Genomic DNA, 15,863 nt, shown 5'->3' with positions numbered 1-15,863 from the left:
GTCGGGCGGCGTCCACGCCGGGGCGGTGCCTGGAATATATAACAGTCGATCCGATACCACCGAATCGGAAGGGTGCGCAGTGGCACCGAGAAAACCCTTACACCGCCGTCTGAGGCTGGGCGCCGCTCTGCTCAGCCTCTTCCTCCCACTCGTCGCCGTGCCGGCCTCCGCCGCCGTCGCGGCCCCGTCCGTTCCCAGCGACGCGGTGATCGCGAACTGGGGCTCGGACAACCCGTCCTCCGGTGAGCAGTTCTACTTCGTGCTCCCGGACCGGTTCGCCAACGGCGACACTCGCAACGACCGGGGCGGGCTCTCCGGCGACCGGCTGTCGACCGGCTACGACCCCACCGACAAGGGCTTCTACCACGGTGGCGACCTCAAAGGCGTGATGGACCGGCTGGACTACATCCAGGGCCTCGGGACCACCGCCATCTGGCTCGCCCCGGTCTTCAAGAACCGTCCCGTGCAGGGCGCCGGCACCGGCGTGTCGGCCGGCTACCACGGCTACTGGATCACCGACTTCACCCAGGTCGACCCGCACTTCGGCACCAACGCCGACCTGAAGAAGCTGGTCAAGCTCGCGCACCAGCGGGGCATGAAGATCTACCTGGACATCATCGTCAACCACACCGCGGACGTCATCAAGTACGCGGAGAACACGAACACGTACGTCGACAAGGCCGACTCCCCGTACACCGACACCGACGGGCAGCCGTTCGAGGACCGCAACTACGCGACCTCGTCGACGTTCCCGGAGACCGACGCGACGTCGTACCCGTACACCCCGGTCTTCGGCAGCACCGCGGACAAGACCGTCAAGAAGCCGTCCTGGCTGAACGACGTGAACATGTACCACAACCGCGGCGACTCCACCTTCGCCGGTGAGAACAGCGAGTACGGCGACTTCGTCGGCCTCGACGACCTCTTCACCGAGCGTCCCGAGGTGGTCGAGGGCATGACCGAGATCTACTCGGACTGGATCGCCGACACCGGCATCGACGGCTACCGCCTGGACACCGTCAAGCACTCCAACATGGAGTTCTGGCAGCAGTGGGCGCCCGGCGTCGAGCGGGCCGCCAAGAAGGCCGGCAAGGACGACTTCTTCATGTTCGGCGAGGTCTACACCGCCGACCAGGAGATCCAGTCGACCTACGTGCGCGAGGGCAAGCTCCCGGCCACGCTGGACTTCTCCTTCCAGGAGGCGGCCCGCGGCTTCGTCACCGGCAACAGCGGCGCCGACGCGCTGTCCGCCCTGTACGCCAAGGACGATCTCTACACCGCCCGCAACACCGGCGCGGACCGGCTGCCGACCTTCCTCGGCAACCACGACATGGGCCGGATCGGCTCCTTCATCGCCGCCGCGGCGACCGCCGACACCCAGCTCAAGCGCGACCAGCTCGCCCACGAGCTGATGTTCCTCACCCGCGGCCAGCCGGTCGTCTACTCCGGTGACGAGCAGGGCTTCACCGGGCCGGGCGGCGACAAGGACGCCCGCCAGGACCTGTACGCCAGCAAGAGCGCGGACTACCTGGACGACGACCTGATCGGCACCGACAGCACCCACGCGGTGGACAACTACAACACGTCGCACCCGGTCTACCGGACCATCGCGGCGCTCGCGAAGCTCCGCAAGGCGAACCCGGCGCTGGTCACCGGCGTCCAGCTGACCCGGTACGCGGCCGAGGGCCAGGGCGTCTTCGCGGTCTCCCGCATCGACAAGGCCAAGCAGGCCGAGTACGTCGTCGCGTCCAACAACGCCACCACCGCGCAGACCGTCAGCTTCGCCACGTCCACGCCGAACGCCACGTTCACCGGGATCTACGGCGGCGCCACGGGGGTGGCCTCGGACGCCGGCGGCCGGATCACCGTCACGGTTCCGGCGCTGTCCTCGGTCGTCTTCAAGGCCGGGACCGCGGTGGCCGTACCCTCTGCCGCTCCGACCGTGAGCATCAGCGGCCCGAAGCCGAACGCCTCGGTCGCCACCCGCACCGAGATCGTCGCCGACGTCGCCGGTGACCCGCTGTCGACCGTGACCTTCGCGGCCCAGGCCGGAAACGGCGCGTGGAAGCTGCTCGGCACCGCCGACCGGGCGCCCTACCGGGTCTACCACGACCTGACCGGGCTGGCCGGCGACACCCCGGTGCGGTACAAGGCGGTGGTGCGCGACAGCAGGGGACGCCTCGCGTCCTCGACCGTGAACATCACCGTCGGAACCCCGGAGGCCACCTCCACCGCCGGCTACGCGGTCGTGCACTACCAGCGGCCGGACGGCGAGTACGACGACCAGAACCTGTACGTGTGGGGCGACATCGACCCGTCCATGTCCACCAGCTGGCCCAACGGTCAGCAGTTCACCGGCGCCGACTCGTACGGCCGCTTCGCCTACGTGAAGCTGAAGCCGGGCGCGAAGAGCGTCGGGTTCATCGTGGTCGACGACGACGGGAACAAGGACGTCGACGCGGACCGGAGCATCAACGTCGGCGAGAACCCGGAGATCTGGGTCAAGCAGGGCGACGCCAAGGTCTACACCTCGCGGCAGGCCGCCACCGGCGAGCCCGGCCCGGCACCGGACACCACCAAGGCGGTCATCCACTGGAACCGGGCCGACGGCGCCTACGACGGCTGGGGCATGCACGTCTGGTCCGGCGCCGCGAACCCGACCGACTGGTCGAGCCCGCTGCCGCCGGCCCGGATCGACAGCTACGGCGCGGTCTTCGAGGTGCCGCTCGCGGCCGGGGCGACCTCGCTGAGCTACATCATCCACCGCGGCGACGAGAAGGACCTGCCCGCCGACCAGTCCCTCGACTTCGCCAAGGCGGGCCACGAGGTCTGGCTGCTGGCCGGTCAGGAGACCCGCCTGCTGCCGCTGGTCAAGACCGCCGGTGGCGGCGGCGTGGCCGACGTGACCAAGTCCGCCGCGGTCTGGCTGGACCGGGGCACGATCGCCTGGAAGACCGGCACCGGCACCACCCTGGAGCCGGTCGGTGCGGGCACCGACGGCAAGGTCTACGACCTGGTCTGGTCGCCCACCGGCGGGATCGGCGTCAAGGACGGCGAGCTCACCGGGACTTTCGAGAGCGTGTCTCTCACCGCGCGGCGCGACGGCCTCACCGAGGCGCAGCGTGAGGCGTTCCCGCACCTGTGGCAGTACGGCGCGTTCCGTACCGATAAAAAAGATCTTTCCGATGTTCTGCGGAGCCAGGTCGTGGTCACCGAGCGCGACGCCGCCGGCAAGCTGCTCTCGGCCACCGGCGTCCAGCTCTCCGGCGTCCTCGACGACGTCTACGGCTCCGCGACCGGCGCCACCCTCGGCCCGGTCGTCAGCGGCCGGAAGGCGAGCGTCGCGGTGTGGGCGCCGACCGCCCGCACCGTCGAGCTCGAGGTCTACGACACCGCCGGCCAGGTCTCCCCGGCTCTCGTGGAGCTGACCCGCGACGACCGCACCGGCGTCTGGTCCGGCCGCGGCGACTGGGCCGGCAAGTTCTACAGGTTCCGGGTCACCGCGTGGCAGCCGGCCGCGCAGAAGGTGGTCACGGCGTCGGTCACCGACCCGTACGCGGTGGCGCTCACCCCCGACTCCACCCGCAGCCGCTTCGTCAGCCTCTCCGACCCGGCGCTCGCGCCGGCCGGCTGGGCGGGCCTCCGGAAGCCGGCGGCCGTCGCACCCGCCAAGATCCAGATCTCGGAGCTGTCAGTCCGGGACTTCTCCATCGCCGACGCGTCCGTGCCGGCCGGCAGGCGGGGCACCTTCAGCGCCTTCACCGACCGGAACACCGAGGGCATGAAGCACCTGGCCGAGCTGGGCCGGGCCGGGGTCACCCACCTGCACCTGCTCCCGGCGTTCGACTTCGCCACCATCCCGGAGAAGCGCGCCGACCAGCAGCAGCCCGCCTGCGACCTGGCGTCGATGCCGGCCGACTCGGACCAGCAGCAGGCCTGCATCGAGAAGGTGGCCGCCACCGACGGGTACAACTGGGGTTACGACCCGCTGCACTACACCGTTCCGGAGGGTGGCTACGCGGTCGACCCGGACCAGCGGACCAAGGAGTTCCGCGCGATGGTCGCGGGCGTCAACCAGGCCGGCCTGCGGGTCGTCATGGACGTCGTCTACAACCACACCTCGGCGGCCGGGACCGACGCCAAGTCGGTGCTCGACCAGATCGTGCCCGGCTACTACCACCGGCTGCTCGAGGACGGCACCGTCGCCAACTCCACCTGCTGTGCCAACACCGCGCCGGAGAACGCGATGATGGGCAAGCTCGTGGTCGACTCGATCGTCACGTGGGCCAAGCAGTACAAGGTCGACGGGTTCCGCTTCGACCTGATGGGCCACCACCCGAAGGCGAACATCCTGGCGGTGCGCAAGGCCCTCGACAAGCTGACCCTGGCGCGCGACGGCGTCGACGGCAAGAACATCTATGTGTACGGCGAGGGCTGGAACTTCGGTGAGGTGGCGAACGACGCCCGCTTCATCCAGGCCACCCAGCTGAACATGGGCGGAACCGGGATCGGCGTGTTCAACGACCGGCTCCGGGACGCGGTCCGTGGCGGCGGCCCGTTCGACGGCAACCCGCGCATCCAGGGCTTCGCGTCCGGTCTGGCCGGCGCGCCCAACGGCGACCCGGTCAACGGCACCGCCGCGGAGCAGAAGGCGCGCCTGCTGCACTACCAGGACCTGATCAAGGTCGGTCTGACCGGCAACCTGGCGGACTACACGTTCACCGACTCGTCCGGCGCGACCGTCAAGGGTTCGCAGGTGGACTACAACGGGGCGCCGGCCGGCTACACGGTCGACCCCGGTGAGTCGATCACCTACGTCGACGCGCACGACAACGAGATCCTGTACGACGCGCTGGCGTACAAGCTGCCCCAGGCCACCACGGCCGCGGACCGGGCACGGGCGCAGTCGGTGGCGCTGGCCACCACGGTGCTCGGGCAGGGTGTGGGCTTCGTGACCGCGGGCAGCGAGATCCTGCGCTCCAAGTCGCTGGACCGGAACTCGTTCAACTCGGGTGACTGGTTCAACCAGATCATCTGGGACTGCACGCAGGGCAACGGTTTCGGCCGGGGTCTGCCGCCCAAGGCGGACAACGAGTCGAAGTACGCCTACGCCAAGCCGCTGCTGGCCGACCCGGCCCTGGTGCCGGACTGCGCCTCGATGAACCTGTCCAACAACCTCTACCAGGAGCTGCTCCGGATCCGGAAGTCCAGCCCGGCGTTCGGTCTGGCCACCGGTGCGCAGGTGCGGCAGCGGGTGTCGTTCCCGCTGTCCGGCCGGAACGAGACCCCTGGCGTGATCACCATGACGATCGACGCCCGCGGCGTGGACCGTCAGTGGAAGTCGATCACGGTGGTCTTCAACGCCGGCACCACGGCGGCCACCCAGACGGTGCCCGCGCTGGCCGGCAAGAAGGTCGCCCTCCACCCGGTGCAGCGGGCCTCGGCCGACCCGGTCACCCGTTCCGCGTCCTTCGCGGCGGCGACCGGCACGCTCACCGTCCCGGCACGGACCGTCTCGGTCTTCGTGCAGAGCTGATCCTCGGCTCAGCCGGCCACCGGGTCGGCGCCGGTCCCCCTTCCACCCCGGCGCCGACCCGGCTCAGCCCCTGATCACGGCCACCGCTCACCCGCCTGCCCGGGTGGGCGGTGGCCGATTCCATGCCGGCTAGCTGTTGAGGGCCGGGGTGGTGAGCCGTTCGTAGAGCCGGTCGGCCGGTTCCGGCCGGCCCAGGTGGTAGCCCTGCACGAACTTGCAGCCCATCACCGTGAGCAGGTTCAGCTCGTCGGCGTCCTCGACGCCCTCGGCCACCACCCGCAGGCCGAGGGTGTGCCCGAGCTGCACGATGGCGCTGACCAGTTCCTGCTGGCGGCCGTTGCCGACCAGCCCGGTGATGAACGAGCGGTCGAGCTTCAGCACGTCGACCGGGATGTCGCGCAGGTAGCCGAGCGACGAGTAGCCGGTGCCGAAGTCGTCGATCGCGATCCGTACGCCGAGGTCGCGCAACTCCTGGAGACGGGCCGAGGTGACCGCCACGTCCCGCATCATCACCGTCTCGGTGAGCTCCAGGACCAGGCACTGCGGCGAGAGCCCGGTGGTGGCCAGGGCGTACGCCACGTGGTCGGTGAGGTCGGGCAGGTCCAGGTGGGCGGCCGACAGGTTGACGCTGACCCAGGCGGGCGCGGTCCACGGGCTCTCCTGCTGCCAGTGGCGCAGCGTCCGGCAGGACTCGAGCAGGATCCACCGGTCGATCTCGATGATCATGCCGGTCTCCTCGGCGAGCGGGATGAACGAGCCCGGCTGCTGGAGCCCGCGCTGCGGGTCCTCCCAGCGGACCAGCGCCTCGGCGCCGGCCACCTGACCCTCCTGCACCGCGAACACCGGTTGCAGGTGCAGCCGCAGCTCGCCGCGGTGCACCGCCTCGCGCAGCCGGTTCTCCTGGTCGAGCCGGGTGAGCAGCTGCTCGTGCATCCGGTTCTCGAACACCATGAACCGGTTCTTGCCCAGGTCCTTGGCGGCGTACATGGCGACGTCGGCGTTGCGGACCACCTCGTCGGCGTCGGTGTAGCGGGCCGCGTCCGGGACCACGCCGACGCTGACCGTCACGACCGCCTCCCGCCCGTGCACCACGAAGGGCCGGGCGATGGCGTCCAGGCAGGCGCGGGCCAGCTTCTCCACCACCGGCGGGGTGGCGCCCTCGAGCAGGACGGCGAACTCGTCGCCGCCGAGCCGGGCCACCGTGTCGTGCGGTCGTACGGTGGCGCCCAGCCGCTCCGCCGCGGTCCGCAGCAGCAGGTCGCCGGCGTTGTGCCCGAGGCTGTCGTTGATCCGTTTGAAGCCGTCCAGGTCGAGGTAGAGCAGGGCGATGTGCTCGCCGGAGGCCCGGGACCGGTTGAGCGCGTGGTCCAGCCGGTCGAGCACCAGCTTGCGGTTGGGCAGCCCGGTGAGCCCGTCGTGCAGGGCCTGGTGGCGCAGGTCGTGTTCGAGGTCGCGCTGCCGGGTGACGTCGCGCAGCACGACGACCGCGCCGATCGGCCGGCCCGCCTTCTCCAGGGAGCTGACGTTGTACTCGACCCGGACCGTGGTGCCGTCCGGGCGCAGCAGGCGGCCCTCCCGGATGCCGCTGGTCAGCCCGTCGGCCGCCGCCGGGAAGAGCACGGTGGCCGACCGCTGGAGCAGCCCGCCGACGCCGAGGCCGGTGATCCGCCCGGCCGCCTCGTTGGCGAAGGTGATGTTCCCGGCCGGGTCGATGCCGCAGATGCCCTCACCGGCGTTGGCCAGGATGCTGTCGGTGTACTCCTTGGCCAGGATCTCCCGGGCCGAGAGCTCGAGCTGTTCGGCCATCGAGTTGAAGGCGCGGGCCAGCCGCCCGATCTCGTCGCGGCCGTTCGGCGGCACCCGCAGCGAGTAGTCCCCGGTACGGATGGTGCGAACCGCCGCGGTGAGCGAGGTGATCCGCCGGATCAGCGAGCCGGACAGCCCGATGCCGAGGGCGAGCACCAGCAGGATCACCACGGCGGAGCTGATCATGGTGATTATCTGGGCCGGCCGGGTGGACGCCATCATCTGCTCGTAGATCGGGGTGTACTCGAGGATGACCGCGCCGATCCGCTTGCCGGCCTTGGTGTTCATCGGCACCACGACCTGTTTGATGCCGCCGGGGTAGTCGGCGCTGGTCTCGACGAAGGCGCGGGACTCGCCGTCGTCGATCGTCCGGCCGACCTCGTCGCCGAGATCGTGGTCGAAGAGCGCCGCGACGTTCTCCCGGACGACGTCACCGAGGATGTACTTGCCGGAGTCCACCACCACGGCGTCACGGTGCTGGATCTCGTGCATCCGCTGGAGGTAGTTGTCGAGTGCCCCGGGGCTGTAGTAGAGCGGCGCGATCACCTCGCCCTCGGTGTCCTCCGAGAGGCCCAGCGCGACGTCCATGGCGACGCCCCGGGCCAGCCGGGCCGCCTCCAGCGCGGCGGCCCGCTCGGCCGACACCGTGGTGGTCCGCCACGCGATCAGCGCGGTGGCGGCCACCATGAGGGCCACCAGAAGATAACCCCCGAGCAGCTTCTGCCGTACGTTCATCCGTACCCCCGAGATTCGACGCCGCCTCACATCGGCAGCCGATCGGGGTGGTATTAGCCGATGCCGGCTTCTGCCGGCTCCCTCTCCCGGGTGGTCCGGCCTTGCAGGCCGATGCCGACGGCGACCAGGATCGCCACGCCGGCGACCACCCCGACCACCAGGGTGGGCAGGTCGAACAGCTTGAGGGCGCTGGCCAGCAGCACGATCACCAGCGCGGACCGGACCAGCCCGCCGGGCGCCCGCGACGAGATCCGGGAGCCGAGCAGCACGCCCGGGATGGACCCGAGGACCACCGCGCCGGCGATGTCGAGCTGGAGGTCGCCGAAGAAGGCGTGGCCCAGTGCCGCGGCGGTGACCAGCGGCACCGCCTGGATCAGGTCGGTGCCGACCAGGTCGTTGGCGCGCAGCGTCGGGTAGAGCGCCAGCAGCGCCACGATGATCAGCGAGCCGGAGCCGACCGAGGTGAGGCCGACCACCAGGCCGCCCATGATCCCGATCAGCACGGTCGGGACGGGCTTGACGGTGATCGGGGCCACCGGGCGGTCCGCGTTGCGGCGCCCGGTCCAGGCCTTGAGCAGCATGCCGCCGGCGGCCAGCAGCAGCGCCACGCCGAGGGCGATCTTGACGGCGTGCTGGACGCTCTCGTCGCTGCCGAACATGTCCAGCAGCAGGACGCCGAGGAAGGCGGACGGGATGCTACCGGCGCACAGCCAGGCCACCAGCCGCCAGTTGACCGTGCCGCGGCGGGCGTGCACCCAGCCGCCGAACGGTTTCATGATCGCGCTGGCGGCGAGGTCGCTGGAGATCGCGGCGACCGGGTGCACGCCGAAGAGCAGGACGAGGATGGGCGTCATCAGGGCGCCACCGCCCATGCCGGTGAGCCCGACGATGATGCCGACTCCGAGGCCGGCGAGCACCATGATCGGATCCATGCGGCGCAGCCTGCCCGACGAACACCCTCCTTGTCTACTAAATCAGTTGAGTTTGTCGAGTTTCTCGCACGGCCGGGGGAGGGTAGTCCGCTCCGGAACCGGGTAAGGCCCCGGCATGCACCGATTGGACTGGCTCGCGGTCGTCCGGCACGGCCTCAGCACCGGAAACGTCACCGCTCAGGACGCCGAGGCCGGCGGCGCCGAGCTGATCGACATCCCGGAACGCGACGCGGACGTGCCGCTCGCCCCGACCGGACGGGACCAGGCCGAGGCGGTCGGCCGCTGGCTGAGCGGGCAGCAACCGGGGCTCGCCGTGGTGTCGCCCTATCTGCGTGCCCGGCAGACCGCGGAGATCGCGCTCGGCTCGATCCCCGCCGAGATCGTCGTCGACGAGCGGCTGCGCGACCGGGAGCTCGGTGTGCTCGACCTGCTCACGGCACGCGGCGTCCAGGCCCGGCTGCCCGCCGAGGCGCGCCGCCGGGAACGGCTCGGCAAGTTCTACTACCGGCCACCCGGTGGCGAGTCCTGGGCCGACGTGCTGCTGCGACTGCGCGCCCTGCTGCGCGAGATCGGCGAGGACCACCCCGGCGGCCGGGTCGTGCTCTTCGCCCACGAGGCCACCGTGCTCATGGTGCGCTACCTGGCCGAGCGGCTCAGCGAGGCGGAACTCATGGCGATCGCCCACGGCACCACCATCGCCAACTGCTCGGTCAGCACCTGGGCCCGCGCCGGCGACCGCCTGGAACCCGGCCTGTTCAACTCGGTCGAGCACCTGCACCGGCACGACGCGCCGCCGACCCGGCAGGAGGACGTCAATGCCGAACCGGTCTGAGGAACGGGTCGTCACCCCCGCGCTGCTGCGCGACTGGCCCCTGCCGGACCCGCAGGGTGGCAAGGAGTCCCGCGGCACCGTGCTGGTCGTCGGCGGCGCCCGCTGCACCCCGGGCGCGGTGCTGCTGGCCGGGGTCGCGGCGCTGCGGGCGGGCGCCGGGCGGTTGCAGCTCGCGGTGGCCGCGGAGTCCGCCGTACCGTTGAGCATCGCGGTCCCGGAGGCCAAAGTGGTGGGTCTCGCTCCGGACGGCGCGCCCACCGACGAGATCCTCGAGCTGGCCGGCGGCGCCGACGTGATCGCGCTCGGGCCCGGCCTCGACGACGTCGACCACACCGTCCGCCTGATGCGCGCCGTGCTGGCCCGGGCGCCCGAGGAGACCGCCCTGGTCCTCGACGCGTACGCCCTCGGCGCCCTCAGCAAGGACCCCGGCCTGCTCGACCGCCGCCGTGCCGTGCTCACCCCGAACCTGGTGGAGGCCGCCCATCTGCTCGGCCGCGAACCCGGCGACGATCTGGCCGCGGCCGCCCGCGAACTGGCCGAACGCCATCAGGCCGTGGTCTCGCTCTACGGCCACATCGCCGCACCGGACGGCCCGGCCTGGCGTGAGGAGAGCGGTCACGCCGGCCTCGGCACCTCGGGCAGCGGCGACGTCCGCGCCGGCATCGTGGCCGGACTGCTCGGCCGCGGCGCCGACCCGGCACAGGCCGCCTGCTGGGGCGCCTACGCGCACGCGGTCAGCGGTCTGCGGCTGGCCCCGCGGTACGGCCGGATCGGCTTCCTGGCCCGCGAACTCGTCGACGAAATCGCATCGACGATTGCCTCGGTGTGAAGCGGGTACGCGGTCGCCGACGTGGCCCGGGCGCTGCCGGACCGTCCGGTCGGCGACCTGATCGACGCGATCAGCGAGTGACTCAGTCCTCCAGCGAGGCCCAGTCCAGGCCCAGTTTGCGCAGCCGGCGCAGGGCCTCACGGTGGCGGACGCCGACGTAGACCTCCAGCCAGTCGGCGTCGTCCTCGCCGACCAGCGCCACCATCTCCGGCCCCGCGTACAGCCGGGAACGCGCGCACGGCCAGCGCATCGGCCGCAGCGGCACCCGGCGTAGCGGGGCCACGATCCGCCGGGCCTGCGCCCGGTCGACGAACGCCATGCCACCGCCCCGGTCCATCGCCGCGCGGGTCAGGCTCGACATCAGCAGGTACGCGGAAAGCCGCTCCCGCTCGCGCAACGGCTGATCGCTGAGGCCGTGGTAGTAGACCGGCGGATCCTCCAGGCCGGGTTCCATCAGCAGATCGAAGGTGCCGTCCGAGGCCGTGCCGAACACCAGTGTCCGGCCCGGCCCGGTGTCCGGCGGCCCCGGCAGGACGCGCAGCGCGCCGCCGGACACCTCCGGGCGCCCGGCGGCCGCCTCGTGGAACGCGCGCAACGGCCCGGGCAGCCCGTCGGCCGGGTCGGGTGTGGCGGGCGGGACGTCCGAGTACCAGTCGGCGAGGAACCCCCGCAGCGCCCCGATCGGGTCGCCGGGCAGCAGGTCCAGCCAGTCGGTCCCGGCCGGTGGACCGTCCGGGCGGGCCAGATCCAGCAGGTGCGGTGGCAGCGGGGTGTAGAGCCGCAGACCGGCCCGCTGGAGCACGCCGCGGCGGCGGGCCAGTTCGGTCACCCGCGCGGTGCCCAGCGTCAGGCAGCCGTCCGGCAGGCGGGCGAACACATACACCGGCAGGGCGTCGCCGCCGGTCAGCCGCCCCTCGACCAGGCGCGCGAACGGCCCGGTGACGGTCAGATCCTCGGCGGTGCGCACGCCGCTGGTGATCACCACGGTCCCCGCGGGGCCGACCGCGAACAGATCGCCCGCCTCGCCGCGCACCTTCGCCCGCGGCCCGGCCGTGGCGATCGCCCCGGTCTCGCCGACGACGGACCAGAGGCGGATCCGCTGCCCCTCGTCGCTCGTCACGGCGGCCAACGATCACTTCCGATCAGGTCTTCGGTCAGCGTCTTCGCGGGTGATGACAGGCGGGTGGCCTCCCCCTCGGCGGCCACCCGCGGACCTCGACCGTACCCGCCGTCCGCGAGGGCGTAACCGATCCGGGCCCGGTTCGTGCCGCACCTTTACCGGATCCAGACCTTCCCATGCCTGATCGCCTTCCTCCGGTCTCAGCCGGCGGCCGTGGCGCGGTGGAAGGCGGTGAGGGTTCGTTCGATGTCGTCCGCGCTGGTCCGCCAGTTGCACACGGACAGACGGATGGCGCGCCGGCCGCCGGCCATGGTGCCGCTCAGCCACGCCTCGCCGCTGTCGACCACGTGCCGCAGCACCCGGTCGGTGGTCGCGTCGTCGCCGAAGCGGAAGAGGACCTGGTTGATCACGACCTCGCCGAGCACCTCGCAACCCGGGACGCCCGCCAGCCCGGCCGCGAAGTCCCGCGCGTGCCCGCAGCAGCGCTCCACCAGGTCGGCGACGCCACGCCGGCCCAGCGACCGCAGCGCCGCGTAGACCGGGAAGGCGCGGGCCCGCCGGGAGAATCCGGGCGTCCAGTCGATCTGGTCCCGTGGCCCGTCCGGACCGCTCTGCACCAGGTAGTCGGCCGTGGTGCTGATCGCGGCCCGGTGCGGTTCCGGGTGCGCGCAGAAGGCGATCCCGCTGTCGTAGGGCACGTTCAGCCACTTGTGCGCGTCGGTCGCCCACGAGTCGGCCCGTTCCGCCCCGGCCGCGAGGTGCCGCAACCGGGGGCTGGCCAGCACCCACAGCCCGAACGCCCCGTCCACGTGCAGCCACGCCCCGGCCGCCGAGGTCGCGTCGGCGATCGCCGACAGGTCGTCGAAGGCGCCGGTGTTCACCTCGCCGGCCTGCGCGCAGACGATCGCCGGCCCGCCGGTGTGCAGCGCGTCCCGCAGCGCCGCCACGTCCATCCGGCCGGCGGCGTCGGCGGGCACCACGGTCAGCGACGCCGTGCCGAATCCGAGCAGCCGCAGCGCCCGGTCGACGGTGGTGTGCCGCCGCGCGCTCACCACGATCCGTACCGCGGGCGCCCCGGCCACCCCGTGCGTCTCGACGTTCCAGCCGGCGCGGCGCAGCACGTGGTGCCGGGCCGCCGCCAGGCAGGTCAGGTGTGCGCTCTGACAGCCGGGCACGAAGGCGTACGAGCTGCCGGCCGGCAACCGGAACAACTCCCGCAGCCACTCACCGGCCACCTCCTCGGCCACCGACGCCGCGGGCGAGCAGGCGTAGAGCCCCGCGTTCTGGTCCCAGACCGTGGTGAGCCAGTCGGCGGCCACCGCGGCCGGCAGCCCACCGCCGATGACGAAGCCGAAGTACCGTCCACCGGGGCTGGCGACGAGTCCCGGGTCGGCGGCCGTGGCCAGTTCCTCGACGACGGTCAGCGGATCCACCGGGCCGTCCGGCAGCGGCCCGCCGAGCCGCTCGCGCAGCTCGGCCAGCCCGGCCGTCTCGCCGACCGGCCGCCGGTCCAGGGATTCCAGCCAGTCCGCTGCGATCCGTGCGGCCCTGGCGAGCACGTCGTCGTCCACCACCTCACGGTACGACGGGTCAGACCTCCTCGTGAGCGGTGGCGCGGGCCGCGCACAGGAACGTCCCGCCGACCGCGAACGCCCCGAGCACCGCCAGCGAGATCTGTGTCTCGTGGTCGAGTTGCCGCTCGTACACCGACCGGCTCACCTCGACGACCTGATCGTGGTCCTCCAGCACGTACTTGCCGTCCTGCCGGCCGGGTGTGCCGTCCAGGGCCACGAACGCGCCCACCAGCGCCACCCAGAATCCGAAGAAGGTGACCGCGGCGGCGACGGCCGCCCAGACCGGTACGTGCGGCGGCACCCACGACGCCAGACTCCAGAACCGTCGCGGCTGGCGGGTCTGGAAGCCGCGCCGGTTCGCCAGGATCCCGGCCGCGAACGCCGGTACGGTCAGGATCGCCGCGAACCCGACCGCGATCGGGATGACCACCGGCCGGGTGCCGAACGCGAGTGCCCCGATCAGCCCGGCCGCCCACAGCACGCCGGCACCGCACATCAGGCTCAGCAGCAACAGACCGCGACGCGAGATCATCACCGCTGACGCTAGTGTCCGCCCGCGTGCCCCGGGGCGGTTTCCGGTCAGCCGGTCGTGATCGGGGCCAGCGTGACGGTCTCGCCGCGGGTGAGCGGCCGGACGCCCGGGATCGACCGGTTCCGGCACTCGGTCAGGTAGTCGCTGAGCGGCGATTTCATCACCCGGTAGTCGTCGACGTGGATCGGCAGCGTGAGCCGTGGCCGGATCAGCCCGGTGAGGTCGGCGCCCTGCCGCCCGTCCATGGTGAGCAGCAGCCCGAGCAGCCGGGTGCCGCCCAGATGGATCAGCATGGCGTCGATGTCGCCGCAGCGGTCCCGGATCTCGCCGAGGAACGGCCGGTACAGCGTGTCGCCGGTGACGTAGAGCCGCAGCATCGGCTGCCCGTCCACGGCCCACTCGACCAGCGAGCCCATCACGTCCGGCAGCAGCCGGTCCACCGGTCCCGGCCCGTGCCGGCCCGGCAGCGCGGTGATCCGCAGCGTCTGCCCGTCGCGCGACCATTCCTGGGCGTCCCAGGTGGGCAGTCCGCGCGCCGCCGGGAAGCGGCGCCGCAACCGGCGCCGCGCCTGCGGGGTGGTGACGATCGGCAGGTCGGCCGGAACGGCCTTGCGCGCCACCCGGTCGAAGTGGTCACCGTGCAGGTGCGACAGCAGCATGACGTCGGGCCGGGGCATTTCGGGGTACGGGAGTGCCGGCCCCCGCAGCCGTCGCGTCCATGCCCCCCACCCCAGGTACACCCGGCTGCCGGCGGCCCCGAACGCCGGATCGGTGAGCAGCGTGAACGCCCCGAGCCGCAGCAGTGTGGTGGCGTTCCCGACGAAGGTGACGGTGGCTTCCGGTCCCATCCGCCGCGCCTACCCGCCGCGCCGGTTCCCAAACCGTCCCCGCGCCGGGCCGTCCGGGAGTGACGAATTGCCGATCTGCCCGATCTTTTTGCCCTAATCTGGGATGATGTTCGCCGGTCGTGTGCTAACTCTGCTTTTGATGGCCGCCTCGTTGCTGGCCGCGCCGGTCACCCCGGTCGTCGCCGCTCCCGGCCCGCCGCCGTTGCACCAGGGTCTGCTCGTCTCCGGCCAGAGCCCGAATCTGTGCCTGACCGGCGGCGTGGTCGGCAAGGTCCTCTTCACCGCGGTCTGCGACCGGTCGAACCGGTTCCAGAACCTGTTCCTGAGCAGCGTCGGCGCGCTCCAGGTGGGGCTGAACTGCGTCCAGCCGGACAGCACCGCCGAGGGCGCCCGGATCCGGGTCGCGGCCTGCAACGCGCAGGGTGGCCGCCAGAACTGGTGGTTCACCTCGGCTCTGCAGTCCGGCGACCGCAGAGGCCGCTGCGTCACTCAGAACGCCGTGAGCGCGGACGGCAGCCACGGAACCGTCCGCTTGAAGAACTGCACCGGCAAACCGAACCAGAAGTGGCGCTCCCAGGCCCTGTGGTGAGCCTCGGCCGACCGCGCGGGGCACCGTGATCTATCGAGGATCGTTTATGGTTCCGGGGTGGCGGAGGACTGGTGCGGCTGGTGCGGTGAGCGGCGGGAGGAGACCGAGTTCGGTCTGCGGGTCTGGTCGGGCCGGGTCTCCGACACCTATTTCGCCCGGCGTGCGCATGTCCGCGGCCACGCGATCGTGGTGTGGCGCGGCCGGCACGTGGCCGAGCCGATCGATCTGAGCCCGGTGGAGTCCGACCTCTACCACCGTGAGGTGCTGACGGTCGCCCGGACGATCCGTGACTGTTTCCGCCCGGCGGCGCTCAACTACCTGACCCTGGGGAAGCCCGGTGAGCACCTGCACACCCATGTGATCGCCCGCTATCCGGACGACGCGGGCGCCGACGGCCCGTTGCCGGTCTCGCCCCCGCCGCTGCTGGAGGCGTCGCACTGGCGTGCGGACGCGGCAGCGCTGAAGGCGCTGCTGAACTGAGGCGAGAGGGAGTACTCTGATACGTCTCTGCGTGGAAAAGTCACACGAAG

11 protein-coding genes are annotated in these 15,863 nt (G+C 71.8%); 5 read left to right on the top strand and 6 right to left on the bottom strand.

The annotated features are described in order from the left end of the window. Positions 1-157 precede the first annotated feature (157 nt). Positions 158-5,536 carry a pullulanase-type alpha-1,6-glucosidase gene (gene pulA / locus J5X75_RS25975; RefSeq protein ID WP_307798264.1) on the top strand — a complete coding sequence of 1,793 codons (5,379 nt, stop codon included), beginning with the start codon at positions 158-160 and terminating at the stop codon, positions 5,534-5,536. Between the two features lie 129 nt (positions 5,537-5,665). Here the strand turns inward: pulA and J5X75_RS25970 are convergent, their stop codons facing one another. Both J5X75_RS25970 and J5X75_RS25965 read right to left on the bottom strand, forming a co-directional pair. Beyond that, positions 5,666-8,077: an EAL domain-containing protein gene (locus J5X75_RS25970; protein ID WP_208470121.1), complete on the bottom strand. Its 2,412-nt coding sequence runs from the start codon at positions 8,075-8,077 to the stop codon at positions 5,666-5,668. A 53-nt stretch (positions 8,078-8,130) separates the two neighbouring features. Further along, a complete protein-coding gene (locus J5X75_RS25965; protein ID WP_208470120.1) occupies positions 8,131-9,009 on the bottom strand; it encodes a sulfite exporter TauE/SafE family protein in 879 nt (292 codons plus the stop codon). Positions 9,010-9,124: 115 nt separating this feature from the next. On the opposite strand from J5X75_RS25965, the gene J5X75_RS25960 reads away from it, so the two are divergent. Together J5X75_RS25960 and J5X75_RS25955 are read left to right on the top strand one after the other, a co-directional pair. After that, positions 9,125-9,841 carry a histidine phosphatase family protein gene (locus tag J5X75_RS25960; protein ID WP_208470119.1) on the top strand — a complete coding sequence of 239 codons (717 nt, stop codon included), beginning with the start codon at positions 9,125-9,127 and terminating at the stop codon, positions 9,839-9,841. Beyond that, positions 9,825-10,670, top strand: coding sequence for an NAD(P)H-hydrate dehydratase (locus tag J5X75_RS25955; protein WP_208470118.1), 846 nt, complete (start codon positions 9,825-9,827; stop codon positions 10,668-10,670). Before J5X75_RS25960 ends, J5X75_RS25955 begins: the two co-directional genes overlap by 17 nt. An 82-nt stretch (positions 10,671-10,752) precedes the next feature. Here J5X75_RS25955 and J5X75_RS25950 read toward each other — a convergent pair whose 3' ends face one another. From J5X75_RS25950 to J5X75_RS25935, 4 genes are all read right to left on the bottom strand, one after another. Then, positions 10,753-11,790: a hypothetical protein gene (locus tag J5X75_RS25950; RefSeq protein ID WP_238489313.1), complete on the bottom strand. Its 1,038-nt coding sequence runs from the start codon at positions 11,788-11,790 to the stop codon at positions 10,753-10,755. Between the two features lie 200 nt (positions 11,791-11,990). Continuing rightward, a complete protein-coding gene (locus J5X75_RS25945; protein WP_307798263.1) occupies positions 11,991-13,361 on the bottom strand; it encodes a pyridoxal phosphate-dependent decarboxylase family protein in 1,371 nt (456 codons plus the stop codon). A gap of 19 nt (positions 13,362-13,380) precedes the next feature. Further along, positions 13,381-13,896, bottom strand: coding sequence for a hypothetical protein (locus tag J5X75_RS25940; protein WP_208470117.1), 516 nt, complete (start codon positions 13,894-13,896; stop codon positions 13,381-13,383). Positions 13,897-13,943: 47 nt separating this feature from the next. Further along, positions 13,944-14,744: an MBL fold metallo-hydrolase gene (locus tag J5X75_RS25935; RefSeq protein ID WP_208470116.1), complete on the bottom strand. Its 801-nt coding sequence runs from the start codon at positions 14,742-14,744 to the stop codon at positions 13,944-13,946. A gap of 139 nt (positions 14,745-14,883) precedes the next feature. On the opposite strand from J5X75_RS25935, the gene J5X75_RS25930 reads away from it, so the two are divergent. Further along, the gene (locus J5X75_RS25930) at positions 14,884-15,333 is read left to right on the top strand and encodes a ricin-type beta-trefoil lectin domain protein (protein ID WP_208470115.1); all 450 of its coding nucleotides are present in this window, start codon (positions 14,884-14,886) and stop codon (positions 15,331-15,333) included. Positions 15,334-15,390: 57 nt separating this feature from the next. After that, positions 15,391-15,813: an HIT family protein gene (locus J5X75_RS25925; protein WP_208470114.1), complete on the top strand. Its 423-nt coding sequence runs from the start codon at positions 15,391-15,393 to the stop codon at positions 15,811-15,813. The last annotated feature ends 50 nt before the right edge of the window (positions 15,814-15,863 follow it).

The organism is Actinoplanes flavus (assembly GCF_017592555.1).
In the GTDB taxonomy this organism is placed as follows: domain Bacteria; phylum Actinomycetota; class Actinomycetes; order Mycobacteriales; family Micromonosporaceae; genus Actinoplanes; species Actinoplanes flavus.
Note: the sequence above shows the minus strand (reverse complement) of the source record. Positions and strands in the feature narration are given on the sequence as shown.